The following is an 18,604-nucleotide window of genomic DNA, read 5'->3' as shown; positions in this document are numbered from 1 at the left end:
ATAAGGTGACAGTGTGGGGGGGTTCCCGAGTGGCCAAAGGGAGCAGATTGTAAATCTGCCGCGAAAGCTTCGATGGTTCGAATCCGTCCCCCCCCACCATTATTTTGGTAGTAGGTCGTCTTCCAAAGGTTTGATGCGGGCATCGTATAATGGCTATTACCTCAGCCTTCCAAGCTGATGATGCGGGTTCGATTCCCGCTGCCCGCTCCACAGTGCTGATATAGCTCAGTTGGTAGAGCGCACCCTTGGTAAGGGTGAGGTCGGCAGTTCGAATCTGCCTATCAGCACCACATTCCTTTTTTAGTCTCCCTATTACTTTTTACCGGTCGGTAAGCGTAAACCAATGGTGCTTTGTACCAATGACCTTTATCCAGAGGGACTATTATGTCTAAAGAAAAATTTGAACGTTCAAAACCGCACGTAAACGTTGGTACAATTGGCCACGTTGACCACGGTAAAACAACTCTAACAGCGGCTATCACTAACGTACTTGCAAAAGTATATGGTGGTGAAGCTAAAGATTTCGCAGCAATCGATAACGCTCCAGAAGAGCGCGAGCGCGGTATCACAATTTCTACTTCACACGTAGAGTACGACACTCCAACTCGTCACTACGCACACGTAGATTGTCCTGGACACGCTGATTACGTTAAAAACATGATCACTGGTGCAGCTCAAATGGATGGCGCTATCTTAGTAGTAGCTTCAACTGATGGCCCAATGCCTCAGACACGTGAGCACATCCTACTTTCTCGTCAGGTTGGTGTACCTTACATCATCGTATTCATGAACAAATGTGACATGGTAGACGACGAAGAGCTTCTAGAATTAGTAGAAATGGAAGTACGTGAACTTCTATCAGAATACGAATTCCCAGGTGACGACCTTCCAGTAATTCAAGGTTCAGCACTTAAAGCGCTAGAAGGCGAAGAAGAGTGGGAAGCTAAGATTGTAGAGCTTGCAGAAGCACTAGATACTTACATTCCAGAGCCAGAGCGTGACATCGATAAGCCGTTCCTACTACCAATTGAAGACGTATTCTCAATTTCAGGTCGTGGTACAGTAGTAACAGGTCGTGTAGAGCGCGGTATCATCAAGGTTTCAGAAGAAATTGAAATCGTAGGTGTTAAAGAGACTACTAAGACAACCTGTACAGGTGTTGAAATGTTCCGCAAGCTTCTAGACGAAGGTCGTGCTGGCGAGAACTGTGGTGTACTACTACGTGGTACTAAACGTGATGACGTACAGCGCGGTCAAGTATTGGCTGCTCCTGGTTCAATTACTCCACACACCAAGTTCGAAGCTGAAGTATACGTACTAAGCAAAGACGAAGGTGGCCGTCACACGCCATTCTTCAAAGGCTACCGTCCACAGTTCTACTTCCGTACAACTGACGTAACAGGCGCAGTAGAGCTTCCTGAAGGCGTAGAAATGGTAATGCCAGGCGACAACTTGAAATTTGTTGTAGAGCTAATCTGCCCAATCGCGATGGACGAAGGTTTACGCTTCGCAATCCGTGAAGGTGGCCGTACAGTAGGTGCGGGTGTTGTAGCTAAAATCTTCGAATAAGAAGAATAGCACAGCAGAAAAGAAGGTCGCGTAAGCGGCCTTTTTTGTTTTTTAAGGCAAGATCCTTAAGTTTGGCTTTAGCGTTATAAAACCAGCGATAACTTATTGTTTGCCTAGTCGCGTTTTTTCGACATTCAAGGGTTACAATCTTGATACAAAGTGCCTATAATGTCGGGCTTCGTGCTATAGGGGTGTAGTTCCAATGGCAGAACGTCGGATTCCAAATCCGAATGTTGGGAGTTCGAATCTCTCCACCCCTGCCACTATCCCTATATAAGGGATTTATGATTTTGTGGGATTATTTGTAGGTTGTTTGATGAGTACCAGTACTGAAAACCAAAGTGGGTCGTTAGATGGCCTAAAATGGGCATTAGCTGCTCTAATTTTAATCGCCGCTGTTGTGGGTAACTACCTATATACAGATATGTCGATTTTGGTGCGCGTAATCGGTGTAGTGATTGCCGTGATTGCCGCTTTAGGCATTGCCTCGCAAACCAATAAAGGTAAGCAAGCCTTCGAATTTGCTAAAGAGTCGCGTATGGAAGTGCGTAAGGTGATCTGGCCTACTCGTCAAGAAGCCATTCAAACTACCATGATTGTATTAGCTGCTACTGCATTCATGTCACTAATTTTGTGGGGCCTAGATGCGATATTGGTTCGCCTAGTTGCCTTTGTAACAGGGGTAGGTATCTAATGACTGAAGAGCGCAAATTGCGTTGGTACGTGGTTCAGGCTTTTTCTGGCTATGAAGCTCGCGTATCTAAATCATTAAAAGAGTACATTCAAATCCATTCTATGGAAGATTCTTTTGGTGAGATTCTAGTACCGACTGAAGAAGTAGTTGAAATGCGCGCCGGTCAAAAACGTAAGAGTGAGCGCAAGTTCTTCCCTGGTTACGTTTTGGTTCAAATGGATCTAAACGATGAAAGCTGGCACTTAGTAAAAAGTGTGCCGCGAGTACTCGGCTTTATTGGTGGAACGGCAGAGCGCCCAGCACCAATCTCAGATAAAGAAGCAAAAGCCATCTTGGACCGCTTGGATGAAACCAGTGATAAGCCAAGACCAAAAACTCTATTCGAACCAGGCGAAGTGGTTCGTGTTACCGATGGCCCATTCGCCGACTTCAACGGTACTATCGAAGAAGTGGATTACGAAAAGAGCCGCGTAAAAGTATCAGTATTGATTTTCGGCCGAGCAACGCCAGTAGAGCTAGAGTTCGGACAAATCGAGAAAGGCTGATAAAAAATAAACAATCAGTTGTTTTTAGGGCAGGGGATCGACTATAATCCGCTGCCCTTTGTTCTATCGGGAAGCTAATCGCATGTGCGAAAGGCGTTTGAACCCAAAATAAGGTAAATTTAAAATGGCTAAAAAAGTCCAAGCTTATATTAAGCTTCAAGTTGCTGCGGGTGCCGCAAACCCGTCACCACCAGTTGGTCCTGCTCTAGGTCAACATGGTGTAAACATCATGGAATTCTGTAAAGCATTCAACGCGAAAACAGATTCAATTGAAAAAGGCGCGCCAGTACCAGTAGTAATTACTGTTTATTCTGACCGTTCTTTCACTTTTGAAACCAAAACTCCACCTGCTTCTTACTTATTAAAGAAAGCGGCTGGCATCAAGTCTGGTTCTGGTGTTCCAAACAAAGAAAAAGTTGGCAAAGTAACACGCGCTCAACTAGAAGAGATTGTTAATACTAAAGCAGTAGATATGACTGGTGCTGACGTAGACGCAATGGTTCGTTCAATTGAAGGTTCTGCCCGTTCTATGGGCTTGGTTGTAGAGGGCTAATACGATGGCAAAACTTTCTAAGCGCATGCGTGCGATCAACGAAAAAGTTGATTCAACAAAAGAATACTCAGTAAACGAAGCTGTTGCTCTTCTTAAAGAATTAGCGTCAGCTAAGTTCCTAGAAAGCGTAGATGCAGCGGTTAACCTTGGTGTTGACCCACGTAAATCTGACCAAAACGTTCGTGGTGCAACTGTACTACCACACGGTACTGGTCGTAACGTTCGTGTTGCTGTATTTACTCAAGGTGCTAACGCCGAAGCCGCTACTGAAGCTGGTGCTGACGTAGTTGGTATGGATGATTTAGCTGCACAAGTTAAAGCTGGTGAGATGGACTTCGACGTAGTAATTGCTTCTCCAGATGCAATGCGCGTTGTTGGTCAACTAGGTCAAATCCTAGGTCCACGTGGTTTAATGCCAAACCCTAAAGTGGGTACAGTTACTCCTAACGTAGCTGACGCAGTTAAACTAGCTAAAGCGGGTCAGATTCGTTACCGCAACGACAAAAACGGTATTATCCATACTACTATTGGTAAAGCCGATTTTGATGCTGACAAGCTTAAAGAGAACCTTGAAGCATTGGTTGTTGCTCTTAAAAAAGCAAAACCTGCTCAATCTAAAGGTCAGTTCATTAAGAAAGTTAGCCTATCAACCACTATGGGTGCTGGTCTAACTGTTGATGTAGCTACTTTAGATACTCAAGCTTAATCATTTACAAAGCGCAAAATTTATACTATCATTTTGCGCTTTGTATTTATGGGTCAGGGCTTATGCCCTCATCCAAGACCGTAGGTGCTAGTTTCTAGCTTAATCTCCTACGTAGATGGTGAGGAAACCCAAGAATAAATTTTTATTCTGGACAACCAAACCGTAAAGGCCTCTAAATCTAATGACTTAGGGGGAAGTAAACACCAGATTTATCTGGTATTGGAATCCAGGAGTAAAGCCAATGGCCTTAAGACTCGAAGACAAGAAGCAAATTGTTGCTGGCGTCAACGAAGCTGCCAAAGGTGCACTTTCTGCAGTAGTTGCTGATTCACGTGGCGTAACTGTAGATGCGATGACTTCACTTCGTGCTAAAGCACGTGAAGCTGGCGTATCTATGCAAGTGGTACGTAATACCCTTGCTCGCCGTGCAGTAGCTGGCACAGACCTAGAATGTCTTACAGATTCATTCTCTGGTCCTACTTTAATTGCCTTCTCTAACGAGCACCCAGGTGCTGCAGCGCGTCTATTTACAGACTTCGCTAAAGAGCAAGACAACTTTGAAGTACGTGCAGCAGCATTTGAAGGTGCATTAGCAGACGTAAACGTTCTTGCAAAACTACCAACTTACGACGAAGCAATTGCCAAGTTAATGGCAACTATGAAAGAAGCTTCTGCAGGCAAGCTGGTTCGCACTCTGGCCGCACTACGCGACCAAAAAGAGTCAGAAGCAGCATAATTTGCTTGTTGCTACATTATTTTATAAATTTAATTGAATTTAGGAATTTGAGTCATGTCTATCACTAAAGACCAAATTATCGAAGCTGTTGCTGAAATGTCAGTAATGGACGTTGTTGAACTAATCGAAGCTATGGAAGAGAAGTTCGGCGTATCTGCTGCTGCAGCTGTTGCTGTTGCTGGTGACGCTGGTGCTGCTGCTGAAGAGCAATCAGAATTCGACGTAATCTTAACTGCTCCAGGCGCTAACAAAGTTGCTGCTATTAAAGCGGTACGTGCTGCTACAGGTCTAGGCCTGAAAGAAGCTAAAGGACTTGTTGATTCAGCTCCTGCTGCAATCAAAGAAGGCGTTGAGAAAGACGAAGCTGAAGCTCTTAAAGCTGCTCTTGAAGAAGCTGGTGCTTCTGTTGAGCTTAAGTAATCTACCTATAAGTAGATTGCAGCCTTTATAGGCTATGGCTGGTGGTTATTTAACCACCGGCCTTTTTGCGCTGTAGGACGCCGTCTTTTTTATCACCGTTTTAGGTGGTGTGCCTAGCAAAAAACTTAGAGAAGGAATTCTCTTCGACAATGACAAACGGTATGTAAGAACTGTCCCAGATTTTGCGGACAGAGTGGGTCACTTATCAGCGAGCTGAGGAACCATATGGTTTACTCTTATACAGAGAAAAAACGCATTCGTAAGGACTTTGGAAAACGTCCTCAAGTAGTGGACACGCCTTACCTGCTTTCAATACAGCTTGACTCTTTTGAGAAATTCATAGAGATCGATCCTGAAGGCGAGTATGGGCTGGAAGCTGCATTCCGCAGTGTATTCCCGATTGCCAGTTATTCAGGATATTCAGAGCTACAATATGTTAGCTATCGTCTTGGCGAGCCGGTTTTTGACGTTAAAGAATGTCAAATTCGTGGAGTCACCTACTCTGCTCCCTTGCGCGTTAAATTGCGTTTAGTGTTGTTTGATCGTGAAGCTCCGGCTGGCACGGTTAAAGACATCAAAGAGCAAGAAGTATACATGGGTGAAATCCCATTGATGACAGGTAATGGTACCTTTGTAATTAACGGTACAGAGCGTGTTATCGTATCTCAGTTACACCGTAGTCCTGGTGTATTCTACGATCACGACCGTGGTAAAACACACTCATCAGGTAAAGTGTTATATAACGCTCGCGTTATTCCTTACCGTGGTTCATGGTTAGACTTCGAATTCGATCCTAAGGACAACTTGTTTGTTCGTATCGACCGTCGTCGTAAACTTCCAGCATCTATTATCCTGCGCGCGTTAGAAATGACTACGCAAGAGATTCTAGAGACCTTCTTCGATACCACCTCTTTTGAGTTAAAAGACGGCAAGGTTATGATGGAGTTGGTTCCTGCGCGTTTGCGCGGTGATACTGTTTCTTTCGACGTTATGCTAAACGGCGAAGTATTAATTGAAACAGGCCGTCGTGTAACTGCCCGCCACATTCGTCAATTGGAAAAATCAGGCGTCGAGCAAATCGAAGTGCCGGTTGAGTACCTAGCTGATAAAGTTTTGGCTGAAGAGTATATTGATGAAACTACTGGTGAAGTTGTTGCTGAAGCTAACAGTGAATTAACCCTAGAGTTAATTGCAGCATTGTCTGAAGCGGGTCACAAGGTTCTAAAAACCATTTACACAAATGATTTAGACCACGGTTCGTTTATTTCAGATACATTACGTGTAGATTCTTCAACTAACCGCCTTGAAGCGCTAGTTGAAATTTACCGCATGATGCGCCCTGGCGAGCCACCAACAAAAGACGCAGCTGAAGCCTTGTTTGAGAACTTATTCTTTAACGGCGACCGCTACGACTTATCAACGGTTGGCCGTATGAAGTTCAACAGCCGCGTAGGCCGTGAAGACGGTTCGGTAGCTGGTGTGCTTGATAAACAAGACATCGTTAAAGTTATGCAAACGCTAATCGAAATTCGTAACGGCCGTGGTGAGGTTGATGATATCGACCACCTAGGTAACCGTCGTATTCGTAGCGTAGGCGAAATGGCTGAAAACCAATTCCGTGTTGGTTTAGTGCGTGTAGAGCGTGCTGTTAAAGAGCGTTTAAGCTTAGGCGACCTTGATGCATTGATGCCACAAGACTTAATTAACGCTAAGCCGATTTCGGCAGCAGTTAAAGAGTTCTTTGGTTCAAGCCAATTGTCTCAGTTCATGGACCAAAACAACCCGCTTTCTGAAGTAACACACAAGCGTCGTGTTTCTGCATTAGGCCCAGGTGGTTTGACTCGCGAACGCGCCGGCTTTGAAGTGCGAGATGTACACCCAACGCACTACGGTCGTTTATGTCCGATTGAAACTCCGGAAGGTCCAAACATTGGTTTGATTAACTCATTAGCGGTTTACTCTCGCACCAATGAGTTTGGTTTCCTAGAAACCCCTTACCGTAAAGTAATTGAAGGCCAAATCACTGACGAAGTAGATTACTTATCAGCGATTGATGAAGGCACTTACGTGATCGCTCAGGCGAACGCTGAAGCCGATGCTAACGGTAAGTTACTTGAGACTGATTTAGTACCTTGTCGCCATAAGGGCGAGTCAACTTACATGCCTACTGAACAAATTCAGTACATGGACGTAAGTCCACAACAGATTATTTCTGTTGCTGCATCGTTGATTCCGTTCCTAGAACACGATGATGCAAACCGTGCATTGATGGGTTCTAACATGCAACGTCAAGCAGTACCAACACTACGCGCTGATAAGCCATTAGTAGGTACGGGTATTGAACGTGCTGTAGCAGTTGACTCTGGTGTAACTGTTGTATCTAAACGTGGCGGTACGGTTGACTACGCAGATGCTAGCCGCATCGTAGTTAAAGTAAATGAAGAAGAGATGCTTCCTGGTGAAGCAGGTATCGACATTTATACCTTAACTAAGTACACCCGTTCTAACCAAAACACCTGTATCAACCAACGCCCGGTAGTTAAATCTGGCGAGCGTGTTGCAAAAGGCGACGTACTAGCAGATGGTCCTTCAACTGACTTAGGTGAGTTGGCATTAGGTCAAAACATGCGCGTAGCGTTTATGCCTTGGAATGGTTACAACTTTGAGGATTCAATCGGTATTTCTGAGAATGTAGTTAAAGAAGATCGCTTTACTACTATTCACATTCAAGAGTTAAGCTGTATCGCTCGCGATACTAAGCTTGGCAGTGAAGAAATCTCAGCCGATATTCCAAATGTTGGTGAATCAGCGCTAAGCAAACTTGATGAATCAGGCATTGTTTACGTAGGTGCTGAAGTTAAGCCAGGTGACATCTTAGTGGGTAAAGTTACTCCTAAAGGTGAAACACAATTAACCCCTGAAGAGAAGCTATTGCGAGCTATCTTCGGAGAAAAAGCGTCTGATGTTAAAGATACATCACTACGTGTACCTAACTCTGTATTCGGTACCGTAATCGACGTTCAAGTCTTTACTCGCGATGGCGTAGAAAAAGACAAGCGTGCTCAAGAAATTGAGTCTATGCAGCTTAAAGAAGCGAAGAAAGATTTAACCGAAGAATTCAAGATTCTTGAAGAAGGTATCTTTGCTCGTGCTAAATCTGTATTGATTGCAGCGGGTAAGTCAGAAGCTGACTTAGATCGCCAACAACCTGCAGAATGGCTAGAAGCCGCATTAAGCGATGAAGACGCCCAAACGCAGCTAGAGCAAATTGCTGCGCAATATGACGAAATTAAAGCTGAATTCGACAAGCAGTTCGACATTAAGCGCCGTAAGATCACCCAAGGTGATGACTTAGCGCCTGGCGTACTGAAGATTGTTAAAGTTTACTTAGCAGTTAAACGTCGCATTCAACCTGGTGACAAGATGGCCGGTCGTCACGGTAACAAAGGTGTAATTTCTACCATTGTTCCTCGTGAAGATATGCCTTATGACGAAACTGGTCGCCCAGTAGACATCTGCTTGAACCCACTAGGTGTACCGTCGCGGATGAACATCGGTCAGATCCTAGAAACCCACTTAGGCTTAGCGGCTAAAGGTGTGGGTGAGAAAATTGATGAAATGCTGAAAGTTCAGCGTGAAATCGAAATGGATAAACTGCGTGATTTCATCCAGAAAGTGTACAACGTAGGTGATGATGCGCTTAAAGTTGACGTTGCTAGCTTCACTGATGAAGAAGTAATGACACTGGCGAAAAACCTACGTGGCGGTGTGCCAATGGCAACACCGGCATTTGATGGTGCTAAAGAAGCTGAAATTAAAGAGCTATTACGTTTAGCCGACTTACCTGATTCAGGTCAAATCGTGTTACGTGACGGCCGTACCGGTCAAGAATTTGAGCGCCCTGTAACTGTTGGTTACATGTACATGTTGAAACTTAACCACTTGGTTGATGACAAGATGCACGCTCGTTCTACTGGTTCTTACAGCTTGGTTACTCAGCAGCCTCTAGGTGGTAAAGCACAGTTTGGTGGTCAGCGCTTCGGTGAGATGGAAGTATGGGCACTAGAAGCATATGGTGCCGCTTACACCCTACAGGAAATGCTAACGGTTAAATCTGATGACGTTAACGGTCGTACTAAAATGTACAAGAACATCGTTGATGGTAACCACCAGATGGAGCCAGGCATGCCTGAGTCGTTCAACGTGTTGCTCAAAGAGATCCGCTCTCTTGGTATCAACATCGAGTTGGATGAGCTGTAAGCACAGGACTTCACCTGAATTAAAAGCAAGGCGGGCGTTTCATTAGAAACGCCCCAGGTTTAACTCCAACCTGGAGAGAAACGTGAAAGATTTACTTAAGTTTCTTAAGCAACAAAGCAAGACCGAAGAGTTTGAAGGCATTAAAATTGGCCTAGCTTCACCAGACCAGATCCGTAGTTGGTCGTTTGGTGAGGTGAAGAAACCAGAGACGATTAACTATCGTACCTTTAAGCCTGAGCGTGACGGTTTATTCTGTGCCCGTATTTTCGGCCCAGTTAAAGATTACGAATGTTTGTGTGGTAAATACAAGCGTTTGAAACACCGTGGTGTTATCTGTGAGAAGTGTGGTGTAGAAGTTACCCAATCTAAAGTTCGTCGTGACCGTATGGGCCACATTGAACTAGCTTCTCCTGTAGCTCACATCTGGTTCTTAAAATCACTACCATCGCGTATTGGTTTATTACTAGATATGACTTTACGTGATATTGAGCGTGTACTTTACTTCGAATCATTTGTAGTGACTGAGCCTGGCATGACCAGCTTAGAGCGCGGTCAAATGCTTACCGAAGAAACCTACCTTGATTCACTTGAAGAGTACGGTGATGAGTTTGAAGCTAAAATGGGTGCAGAGGCTGTATTAGCTTTATTGCGTCATTTAGAGCTTGACCAAGAAATCGAAGTAATGCGCGAAGAGTTACAAACAACTAACTCTGAAACTAAGCGTAAGAAGACCACTAAGCGTCTTAAGCTTATGGAAGCGTTCCGCGATTCAGGTAACAAACCTGAGTGGATGATTATGACCGTATTGCCGGTTCTTCCACCAGATTTGCGTCCACTAGTTCCACTAGATGGCGGCCGTTTTGCTACTTCTGATTTGAACGATTTATACCGTCGTGTAATCAACCGTAACAACCGTTTGAAGCGTCTACTAGACCTAGCTGCTCCTGACATCATTGTGCGTAACGAAAAGCGTATGCTGCAAGAAGCAGTAGATGCCTTGTTAGACAATGGTCGTCGTGGTCGTGCAATTACTGGTTCTAACAAACGTCCGCTTAAATCTTTGGCTGATATGATCAAAGGTAAGCAAGGTCGTTTCCGTCAGAACTTGCTAGGTAAGCGTGTAGATTACTCCGGTCGTTCGGTAATTACCGTTGGTCCTACACTGCGTCTACACCAGTGTGGCCTACCTAAGAAAATGGCACTTGAGTTGTTCAAACCATTCATCTACGGCAAGTTAGAGCTGCGTGGTCTTGCTACTACGATTAAAGCTGCTAAGAAGATGGTTGAGCGTGAAGGCGGTGAAGTTTGGGATATTCTTGAAGAAGTTATCCGTGAACACCCTGTATTACTTAACCGTGCACCAACCTTGCACCGTTTGGGTATTCAAGCCTTTGAGCCTGTGCTAATTGAAGGTAAAGCAATTCAATTACACCCGCTAGTGTGTGCGGCTTATAACGCCGACTTCGATGGGGACCAAATGGCGGTACACGTACCGTTGACCCTAGAAGCACAGTTAGAAGCACGTTCGTTGATGATGTCGACTAACAACGTACTTTCACCAGCTAACGGTGAGCCTATTATCGTCCCTTCGCAAGACGTTGTATTGGGTCTGTATTACATGACTCGTGAACGTGTTAACGCTGAAGGCGAAGGTATGTACCTTTCTGGTCCTAAAGAGGCAGAAAAGTTATACCGTGCTAAGCAAGCCAGTATTCACGCACGTGTAAACGTACGTATTACTGAAGTTGTAGTAGCTGAAGACGGCTCTAGAATCGAAAAAACCGAGATTAAGCAAACTACCATTGGTCGTGCCATTTTATGGTTAATCGTACCTAAAGGTTTGCCGTTTGATTTAGTTAACCAGTCAATGGGTAAGAAGCAAATCTCAGGATTGCTAAACACCTGTTACCGTAAACTAGGTCTTAAGCACTCAGTTATTTTTGCTGACCAATTAATGTACACCGGTTTCCATTATGCAACCTTGTCTGGTGCCTCTGTAGGTATTAACGACATGGTAATCCCTGATGCTAAGAAAGACATCGTGGAAGAAGCCAGTGACGAAGTAAGCGAAATTCAAGAGCAGTTCCTTGCTGGTTTGGTAACAGCTGGCGAGCGTTACAACAAAGTAATCGATATTTGGGCTTCGGCTAACGAAAAAGTATCGAAAGCGATGATGGACAACTTGTCTACTGAAACGGTTATCAACAAAGATGGCGAAGAAGAGAATCAAGACTCATTCAACAGTATCTTTATGATGGCCGATTCTGGCGCACGTGGTAGTGCTGCTCAGATTCGTCAGCTAGCTGGTATGCGTGGCTTGATGGCTAAACCGGATGGTTCGATTATCGAAACCCCGATTGTGGCTAACTTCCGTGAAGGTTTGAACGTACTTCAGTACTTCATCTCAACTCACGGTGCGCGTAAAGGTTTGGCCGATACCGCATTGAAGACAGCTAACTCGGGTTACTTAACACGTCGTCTAGTAGACGTGGCTCAGGATTTGGTTGTTACCGAAACTGATTGTGGTACCCAAGAAGGCATTCTCATGACTCCTCATATTGAGGGTGGTGACGTTGTTGAACCATTGCGTGAGCGTGTTCTTGGTCGTGTTCTAGTAGGTGACGTTATTAAGCCTGGTACTGAGAACGAAGTACTGCTTAAAGACAAAACACTACTTGACGAAAAACTGTGTGACCTTCTTGAAGAAAACTCAGTGGATACCGTTAAGGTACGCTCAGTAATTAGCTGTGCTAATGACTTTGGTGTTTGTGCCCTTTGTTACGGTCGTGATCTTGCTCGAGGCCACTTGGTTGGGCGTGGTGAAGCGGTCGGTGTTGTTGCGGCACAATCGATTGGTGAGCCGGGTACTCAGCTTACCATGCGTACTTTCCACATTGGTGGTGCGGCATCGCGTGCGGCAGCAGAGAACAGCATTCAAGTTAAGAATACTGGTACTATTAAACTACACAACGCTAAAGTGGTTACCAACAGCGGAGGCAAGCTAGTTGTAACCTCTCGTTCTACTGAATTGACCATCATTGACGAAATGGGTCAAACCAAAGAAAGTCACAAACTACAATACGGTGCAGTACTTGAAGTAGTAGACGGTGGTGCGGTTACGTCTGGCGACACAGTTGCTAACTGGGACCCACATACACACCCAATTATTACCGAAGTACCGGGTCGCGTTAAGTTCATCGACATGGTTGAAGGCGTAACTGTTAGCCGTCAAACTGATGAACTAACCGGTCTTTCTAGCATTAACGTTATGGACCCTAACGAGCGCCCTGGCGCTGGTAAAGAAATGCGTCCAATGGTTAAATTGGTAGATGCTTCTGGTAACGACGTTCTTATTGCTGGTACCGATATTCCAGCTCAGTACTTCTTGTCTGCAAAAGCGATTGTAAACTTAGAAGATAATGCAGAAGTAGGCGTTGGTGATGCAATTGCTCGTATCCCACAAGAATCAAGCGGTACTAAAGATATTACCGGTGGTCTACCTCGCGTAGCCGATTTGTTCGAAGCTCGTCAGCCTAAAGAGCCAGCTATTTTGGCAGAAATTACCGGTACTATTAGTTACGGTAAAGAAACCAAAGGTAAGCGCCGCTTGGTGATTACTCCAGCTGAAGGTGACGCGTACGAAGAAATGATTCCTAAGTGGCGTAACCTAAACGTGTTTGAAGGTGAGAAAGTAGCTAAAGGTGAAGTAATTGCCGATGGCCCAGAATCACCACATGACATTTTACGCTTGCGTGGCATTAGCCCTGTAGCTAACTACATCGTAAACGAAGTACAAGACGTATACCGTTTACAAGGTGTGAAGATTAACGATAAGCACATTGAAACTATCGTGCGTCAAATGCTTCGTAAGTGTTTGATTCTAGATGCTGGTGATTCTAGCTTCTTGCTAGGTGAGCAAGCTGAAGTTGCCCGAGTGAATATTGAAAATCGTCAATTAGAAGCTGAAGGCAAACGCCCTGCGCTATACCGTCGTGAGTTATTAGGTATTACTAAGGCATCGCTATCAACAGAATCGTTTATTTCTGCGGCATCGTTCCAAGAAACTACTCGTGTGCTTACTGAAGCAGCTGTGGGTGGTAAACAGGACGAACTACGCGGTCTTAAAGAGAACGTTATTGTTGGTCGTTTGATTCCTGCTGGTACTGGTTATTCTTACCACGTGAATCGTCGCAACAAATCTGAAGCTCCAGCTCCAATTACTGCAGATGAAGCCGCTGATAACTTAGCAGCGCTACTAAATGCAGCCCCTGGCGGCGAAACAGAGTAGTAACTGACTCTACTAAGATAAAAAGGCAGCCATTGGCTGCCTTTTTTAATGCCTGCAGATTAACTACCTCACCGCAAAATATTTGACAAGTGTTGGCGTTCGTCACAGACTCCGTTTTTAAAAACAATAAAACGCAGAGCATTTTATGAGCAAACAAATTGTATCAACCGAAGCAGCCCCAGCCGCTATTGGCCCATATTCTCAAGCGACCAAAATTGATGAGCTAGTATTCACTTCCGGGCAAATCCCTTTAGACCCTGAGTCAATGGAAATTGTATCCGGTGGTATAAGCGAGCAAACCAAGCAAGTAATGGAAAACCTCATGGCGGTATTAGCCGCAGCAGGTGCAGACTCGTCCACAGTATTTAAAACTACCTGCTTTCTAAGTGATATGACTAATTTTGTTGCCTTTAATGATGTTTATGCGAGTTACTTCCCAGAAAGTGCACCTGCTCGCTCTTGTGTAGAAGTAGCGCGTTTACCTAAAGATGTTTTGGTAGAAGTAGAAGCTATTGCGCATATTAAATAGCTTATGAGCCTTACCTATACTCTGGTTGTTACTAGCCCCTTGTATGGCAAACAAGGAAGTGCTTCGGCGCTTAACTTTGCCAAGGCTTTGATTGAAGCCGGCCATCAGATAAAAACGGTGTTCTTTTATCTAGATGGGGTGAGTAATGGCCTGTCTACATCTCTACCTGCAAGTGATGAAGTAAATATTCATCAGCACTGGCTCGATATAAAAAAAGCATCGGCGTGTTCGCTTCTTGTATGCAGTGCAGCCGCATATCGCCGAGGGGTAATTGGCGAAGACGAAGCCACTGCCAATCAACTATTGGCTAACATGGACAGTCAGTTTGAAATGTCGGGCTTAGCCGAAATGGCCACAGCTATGCTAACTAGCGATAGAGTGGTGCACTTATGAGCAAAGCATTGGTTTTTATATTTAGTAGCGCCCCTCATGGCTGCTCTGCCGCTCGCGAGTCACTGGATGCTGCTTTGGCTGCTTCAGCGGTGTCGGAAGATATCGTGGTGTTTTTTGAAGGCGATGGGGTTTATCAACTAGTCAGTGGCCAAAACCCTAATGAGATTAAGCAGCGAGATGTATTACCTACTTATGGTCTGTTAGATCTTTATGACGTGGAAGAGATCTACGTTGATCAGCAATCCTTGCATGAACGAGACCTTTCTTTAGAACAACTTGCTATTAGCGTTAGAGTTAAACAAGCAAAACAGTTCTATTTAGAAAGCTGTCGCGCTCATGCAATATTGAGGTTTTAGCATGCTACATATTATGCGACATCCTTATGCAAGTGATTGTTATGAGCGCTGCATTAGCCAGCTAGAAAGCGACGGACACCTAGTGCTCATCGAAGATGCTGTATATGCTTGGCTACGTGATGACAGGCGTTTACAGCAACTAGTTCAATCTGGTCGGATCTCAGTGTTACGCGCTGATGTTAATGCTAGAGGCATCGAAGTTTGCGATAGCGTGCTAATAGACTCCCAAGGCTTAGTAAAACTTACCGAGCAATATACGCCTTCATTAACTTGGTAGCCTAGCTCCCAATCATCAAAAATATCAAGCTTGTGATCATTGCAAGCCTTGACTCTTCAGCTACAAGCGCATAAAATTTCGCCTCCCCAAAATTGGGGTAGATTTTTTCACATGTTTAAATGTAATTTCAGGAGCTATTTCGAATGGCAACGATTAACCAGTTGGTTCGCAAGCCACGTGCAAGTAAGGTTGCTAAAAGCAACGTACCAGCACTAGCAGCGTGTCCACAACGTCGTGGTGTATGTACTCGTGTATATACCACCACACCAAAGAAACCAAACTCAGCACTACGTAAAGTAGCTCGTGTTCGTTTAACTAACGGATTCGAAGTAACTTCTTACATCGGTGGTGAAGGTCACAACCTACAAGAGCACAGCGTAATTCTTATTCGCGGTGGTCGTGTTAAAGATTTACCAGGTGTGCGTTATCACACCGTACGCGGCGCGTTAGACTGTGCTGGCGTAAGTGATCGTCGTCAAGGACGTTCAAAGTACGGCGCTAAACGTCCTAAGTCATAACGGCTCTCCGTTAAGTAAGGCCAAACATTTAGTTATAGCGAAATTTTTTTTTAAAATTCGTTTTGGGGAAACCTGAAGCAAACCGGAGATATTAAAATGCCAAGACGTCGAGTGATCGGTCAACGCAAAATCTTGCCAGATCCTAAGTTCGGATCAGAACTACTGGCTAAGTTCATCAACGTAGTAATGGTTGATGGTAAAAAATCAATTTCAGAAAAAATTGTATACGGGGCATTAGACGCTGCTGCTGAGAAATCAGGCAAGTCTCACCAAGAAGTTTTTGAAATTGCTCTTGAAAACGTGCGCCCATCGGTAGAGGTTAAATCTCGCCGTGTAGGTGGTTCTACTTACCAAGTACCTGTTGAAGTACGTCCAGTACGTCGCAACACTCTAGGTATGCGTTGGATGGTAGATGCAGCACGTAAACGTGGTGAAAAATCTATGGCTTTACGTCTAGCGGGTGAAATCCTAGACGCAGCCGAAAACAAAGGTTCTGCGGTTAAGAAACGTGAAGACGTTCACCGTATGGCCGATGCAAACAAAGCGTTTGCACATTACCGCTGGTAATTGGTTGCGCAGCTGCTTAGCAGCTGCGCTACTTTCTATGTGAGACTAAGGAAGTTTCCTTAGCAAGAGGATAACAATGGCTCGTACAACTCCAATTGAGCGCTACCGTAACATTGGTATTGTTGCTCATGTTGACGCTGGCAAAACAACAACTACAGAACGTGTCCTTTTCTACACCGGTCTATCTCACAAAATTGGTGAGGTGCATGATGGCGCAGCCACCATGGACTGGATGGAGCAAGAGCAAGAACGCGGTATTACCATCACCTCTGCGGCTACTACCACCTTTTGGCGTGGTATGAACGCCCAGTACGACGAACACCGTATTAATATCATCGATACCCCTGGACACGTTGACTTCACTATTGAAGTTGAACGTTCATTGCGCGTATTAGATGGTGCAGTTGTTGTATTTTGTGGTTCATCTGGTGTTGAACCTCAATCAGAAACAGTGTGGCGCCAAGCTGATAAGTATTCTGTTCCACGAATGGTATTCGTGAACAAAATGGATAGAGCTGGTGCAGACTTTGAACGAGTAATTGATCAAATCCGTGATCGCTTAGGTGCTAACTGTGTGCCTATTCAGTTGAACATAGGCGCTGAGGACGAATTTGTTGGTGTTATTGACCTGATCAAAATGAAGGCCATTAACTGGAACGAAGCCGACCAAGGTACCACCTTCAACTATGAAGATATTCCTGCTCATTTAGTCGAGCGCGCAGAAGCCTTGCACGAAGAACTCGTGGAAGCCGCGGCAGAAGCTAACGATGAGTTGATGGATAAATATCTTGAAGAAGGCGAGTTAACTGAAACCGAAATCAAGTTTGGTTTGCGTAAGCGCACGCTAAATAATGAGATCGTGCTAGCGACTTGTGGTAGCGCATTTAAAAACAAAGGTGTGCAAGCAGTGCTTGATGCTGTTGTTGAATATTTGCCTGCTCCAAACCACGTTGAAGCAATTAAAGGTACAGACGAAAAGGACAATGAAGTTGCTTGTCCGGCAGAAGACGACGCGCCGTTCGCGGCATTAGCGTTTAAAATTGCCACCGACCCATTTGTGGGGACGCTAACCTTTATGCGTGTTTATTCGGGGACGGTGGAAACCGGCACTGCGGTGTATAACTCGGTTAAACAAAAACGTGAACGTCTAGGTCGTATGGTGCAAATGCATTCAAACGATCGTAAAGAGATCAAAGAAGTTCGTGCCGGTGATATCGCCGCGGCTATTGGTCTTAAAGATGTAACCACGGGTGACACTTTATGTGATATGAATCGTAAAGTGATTCTTGAACGTATGGAATTCCCTGAACCGGTAATTCAAATTGCCGTAGAGCCTCGTACTAAAGCTGACCAAGAAAAAATGGGTGTAGCCTTAGGCAAGTTGGCCGCAGAGGATCCGTCGTTCCGCGTAGAAACTAACGAAGAATCTGGACAAACCCTTATCTCTGGTATGGGTGAGTTACACTTAGATATCATCGTAGATCGCATGAAACGTGAATTTAGCGTGGATTGTAATGTAGGTAAACCTCAAGTTGCTTATCGCGAAGCTATTCGTAAGCAAGTTGAAGTGGAAGGAAAGTTCGTACGTCAATCAGGTGGTCGTGGTCAATACGGTCATGTTTGGTTACGTATGGAACCTCTAGAGCCAGGTGCTGGTTACGAATTTGTCAACGAAATCGTTGGTGGTGCTGTTCCTAAAGAATACATCCCGGCTGTTGATAAAGGCTGTAAAGAGCAAATGGATCAGGGTGTATTGGCTGGTTATCCGTTACTTGATGTTAAAGTCACCTTATTCGATGGATCGTTCCACGATGTTGACTCTAACGAAATGGCGTTTAAAATTGCCGGTGCAATGGGCTTTAAGAAAGGTGCATTGGACGCTGATCCAGTATTGCTCGAGCCGATGATGAAAGTAGAAGTTACAACCCCTGAAGATTGGATGGGTGATGTAGTGGGTGACTTGAATCGTCGTCGTGGCATAATTGAAGGCATGGACGATGGGGCTGCGGGCTTAAAGATTGTTAAGTCTAAAGTGCCGCTGTCTGCAATGTTCGGCTATGCTACAGATCTACGTTCGGCAACTCAGGGGCGAGCCTCTTACTCTATGGAATTCCTAGAGTACAACGAAGCGCCGAAAAATGTTGCTGATGCTATTGTTGACGCAAAGTAAACTAATTCAACTATGATTGGTCT

The 18,604-nt window shown here is 44.8% G+C and carries 16 protein-coding genes and 4 tRNA genes; all 20 read left to right on the top strand.

Features of this window, described 5'->3' with window-relative positions; all coding sequences use genetic code 11:
- The first annotated feature begins 15 nt into the window (after positions 1-15).
- The 20 genes from K5609_RS18790 to fusA all read left to right on the top strand — a co-directional run bounded on the left by K5609_RS18790 (position 16) and on the right by fusA (position 18,581).
- Positions 16-99 (top strand) — tRNA-Tyr (locus tag K5609_RS18790).
- A gap of 36 nt (positions 100-135) precedes the next feature.
- Positions 136-210: transfer RNA gene (locus K5609_RS18785), tRNA-Gly, on the top strand.
- A 4-nt stretch (positions 211-214) separates the two neighbouring features.
- Positions 215-290, top strand: a tRNA-Thr gene (locus K5609_RS18780).
- 94 nt (positions 291-384) lie between these two features.
- Complete coding sequence (gene tuf / locus K5609_RS18775) at positions 385-1,569, top strand: elongation factor Tu (RefSeq protein WP_221074962.1); 1,185 nt, start codon at positions 385-387, stop codon at positions 1,567-1,569.
- Positions 1,570-1,756: 187 nt separating this feature from the next.
- Positions 1,757-1,832 (top strand) — tRNA-Trp (locus K5609_RS18770).
- 53 nt (positions 1,833-1,885) lie between these two features.
- The gene (gene secE, locus K5609_RS18765) at positions 1,886-2,263 is read left to right on the top strand and encodes a preprotein translocase subunit SecE (RefSeq protein WP_016404044.1); all 378 of its coding nucleotides are present in this window, start codon (positions 1,886-1,888) and stop codon (positions 2,261-2,263) included.
- A complete protein-coding gene (gene nusG, locus K5609_RS18760; protein WP_016404043.1) occupies positions 2,263-2,808 on the top strand; it encodes a transcription termination/antitermination protein NusG in 546 nt (181 codons plus the stop codon). Before secE ends, nusG begins: the two co-directional genes overlap by 1 nt.
- A 124-nt stretch (positions 2,809-2,932) precedes the next feature.
- Complete coding sequence (gene rplK / locus K5609_RS18755; protein WP_016404042.1) at positions 2,933-3,361, top strand: 50S ribosomal protein L11; 429 nt, start codon at positions 2,933-2,935, stop codon at positions 3,359-3,361.
- A 4-nt stretch (positions 3,362-3,365) separates the two neighbouring features.
- Positions 3,366-4,067 (top strand): 50S ribosomal protein L1, encoded by a 702-nt coding sequence (gene rplA, locus K5609_RS18750; protein ID WP_016404041.1) that lies wholly within the window; start codon positions 3,366-3,368, stop codon positions 4,065-4,067.
- 241 nt (positions 4,068-4,308) lie between these two features.
- Positions 4,309-4,803 (top strand): 50S ribosomal protein L10, encoded by a 495-nt coding sequence (rplJ, locus tag K5609_RS18745; RefSeq protein ID WP_163135238.1) that lies wholly within the window; start codon positions 4,309-4,311, stop codon positions 4,801-4,803.
- 54 nt (positions 4,804-4,857) lie between these two features.
- Complete coding sequence (gene rplL, locus K5609_RS18740) at positions 4,858-5,223, top strand: 50S ribosomal protein L7/L12 (protein ID WP_163135239.1); 366 nt, start codon at positions 4,858-4,860, stop codon at positions 5,221-5,223.
- A gap of 225 nt (positions 5,224-5,448) precedes the next feature.
- Positions 5,449-9,483 carry a DNA-directed RNA polymerase subunit beta gene (gene rpoB, locus K5609_RS18735; RefSeq protein ID WP_221074961.1) on the top strand — a complete coding sequence of 1,345 codons (4,035 nt, stop codon included), beginning with the start codon at positions 5,449-5,451 and terminating at the stop codon, positions 9,481-9,483.
- A gap of 82 nt (positions 9,484-9,565) precedes the next feature.
- Positions 9,566-13,771, top strand: a complete 4,206-nt coding sequence (gene rpoC / locus K5609_RS18730; RefSeq protein WP_221074960.1) for a DNA-directed RNA polymerase subunit beta' — start codon at positions 9,566-9,568, stop codon at positions 13,769-13,771.
- 145 nt (positions 13,772-13,916) lie between these two features.
- Entirely contained in the window at positions 13,917-14,300 is a 384-nt protein-coding gene (locus K5609_RS18725) for a RidA family protein (RefSeq protein WP_221074959.1), read from the top strand.
- Between the two features lie 3 nt (positions 14,301-14,303).
- Positions 14,304-14,693 (top strand): sulfurtransferase complex subunit TusD, encoded by a 390-nt coding sequence (tusD, locus tag K5609_RS18720; protein WP_221074958.1) that lies wholly within the window; start codon positions 14,304-14,306, stop codon positions 14,691-14,693.
- On the top strand, positions 14,690-15,049 hold the full coding sequence (gene tusC / locus K5609_RS18715) for a sulfurtransferase complex subunit TusC (RefSeq protein ID WP_221074957.1): 360 nt from the start codon (positions 14,690-14,692) through the stop codon (positions 15,047-15,049). Before tusD ends, tusC begins: the two co-directional genes overlap by 4 nt.
- 1 nt (position 15,050) lies before the next feature.
- Complete coding sequence (gene tusB / locus K5609_RS18710; RefSeq protein WP_221074956.1) at positions 15,051-15,326, top strand: sulfurtransferase complex subunit TusB; 276 nt, start codon at positions 15,051-15,053, stop codon at positions 15,324-15,326.
- Between the two features lie 143 nt (positions 15,327-15,469).
- On the top strand, positions 15,470-15,844 hold the full coding sequence (gene rpsL, locus K5609_RS18705) for a 30S ribosomal protein S12 (RefSeq protein ID WP_016404065.1): 375 nt from the start codon (positions 15,470-15,472) through the stop codon (positions 15,842-15,844).
- Positions 15,845-15,940: 96 nt separating this feature from the next.
- Positions 15,941-16,411, top strand: a complete 471-nt coding sequence (gene rpsG, locus K5609_RS18700; RefSeq protein ID WP_163135253.1) for a 30S ribosomal protein S7 — start codon at positions 15,941-15,943, stop codon at positions 16,409-16,411.
- Between the two features lie 76 nt (positions 16,412-16,487).
- A complete protein-coding gene (gene fusA / locus K5609_RS18695; protein ID WP_221074955.1) occupies positions 16,488-18,581 on the top strand; it encodes an elongation factor G in 2,094 nt (697 codons plus the stop codon).
- Positions 18,582-18,604: the final 23 nt, after the last annotated feature.

The organism is Agarivorans aestuarii (assembly GCF_019670125.1).
GTDB lineage: Bacteria > Pseudomonadota > Gammaproteobacteria > Enterobacterales > Celerinatantimonadaceae > Agarivorans > Agarivorans aestuarii.
This window is presented reverse-complemented; position numbering and strand designations above follow the sequence as displayed.

Excerpts from the sequence above, each read along its gene's own strand:
- tusB (WP_221074956.1), top strand. The coding sequence starts at position 15,051 with ATGCTACATATTATGCGACATCCTTATGCAAGTGATTGTTATGAGCGC.
- rplK (WP_016404042.1), top strand. The coding sequence starts at position 2,933 with ATGGCTAAAAAAGTCCAAGCTTATATTAAGCTTCAAGTTGCTGCGGGT.
- tuf (WP_221074962.1), top strand. The coding sequence starts at position 385 with ATGTCTAAAGAAAAATTTGAACGTTCAAAACCGCACGTAAACGTTGGT.
- nusG (WP_016404043.1), top strand. The coding sequence starts at position 2,263 with ATGACTGAAGAGCGCAAATTGCGTTGGTACGTGGTTCAGGCTTTTTCT.
- rplJ (WP_163135238.1), top strand. The coding sequence starts at position 4,309 with ATGGCCTTAAGACTCGAAGACAAGAAGCAAATTGTTGCTGGCGTCAAC.
- tusD (WP_221074958.1), top strand. The coding sequence starts at position 14,304 with ATGAGCCTTACCTATACTCTGGTTGTTACTAGCCCCTTGTATGGCAAA.
- tusC (WP_221074957.1), top strand. The coding sequence starts at position 14,690 with ATGAGCAAAGCATTGGTTTTTATATTTAGTAGCGCCCCTCATGGCTGC.
- rplL (WP_163135239.1), top strand. The coding sequence starts at position 4,858 with ATGTCTATCACTAAAGACCAAATTATCGAAGCTGTTGCTGAAATGTCA.
- rpoB (WP_221074961.1), top strand. The coding sequence starts at position 5,449 with ATGGTTTACTCTTATACAGAGAAAAAACGCATTCGTAAGGACTTTGGA.
- rplA (WP_016404041.1), top strand. The coding sequence starts at position 3,366 with ATGGCAAAACTTTCTAAGCGCATGCGTGCGATCAACGAAAAAGTTGAT.
- secE (WP_016404044.1), top strand. The coding sequence starts at position 1,886 with ATGAGTACCAGTACTGAAAACCAAAGTGGGTCGTTAGATGGCCTAAAA.
- fusA (WP_221074955.1), top strand. The coding sequence starts at position 16,488 with ATGGCTCGTACAACTCCAATTGAGCGCTACCGTAACATTGGTATTGTT.
- rpsG (WP_163135253.1), top strand. The coding sequence starts at position 15,941 with ATGCCAAGACGTCGAGTGATCGGTCAACGCAAAATCTTGCCAGATCCT.
- K5609_RS18725 (WP_221074959.1), top strand. The coding sequence starts at position 13,917 with ATGAGCAAACAAATTGTATCAACCGAAGCAGCCCCAGCCGCTATTGGC.
- rpsL (WP_016404065.1), top strand. The coding sequence starts at position 15,470 with ATGGCAACGATTAACCAGTTGGTTCGCAAGCCACGTGCAAGTAAGGTT.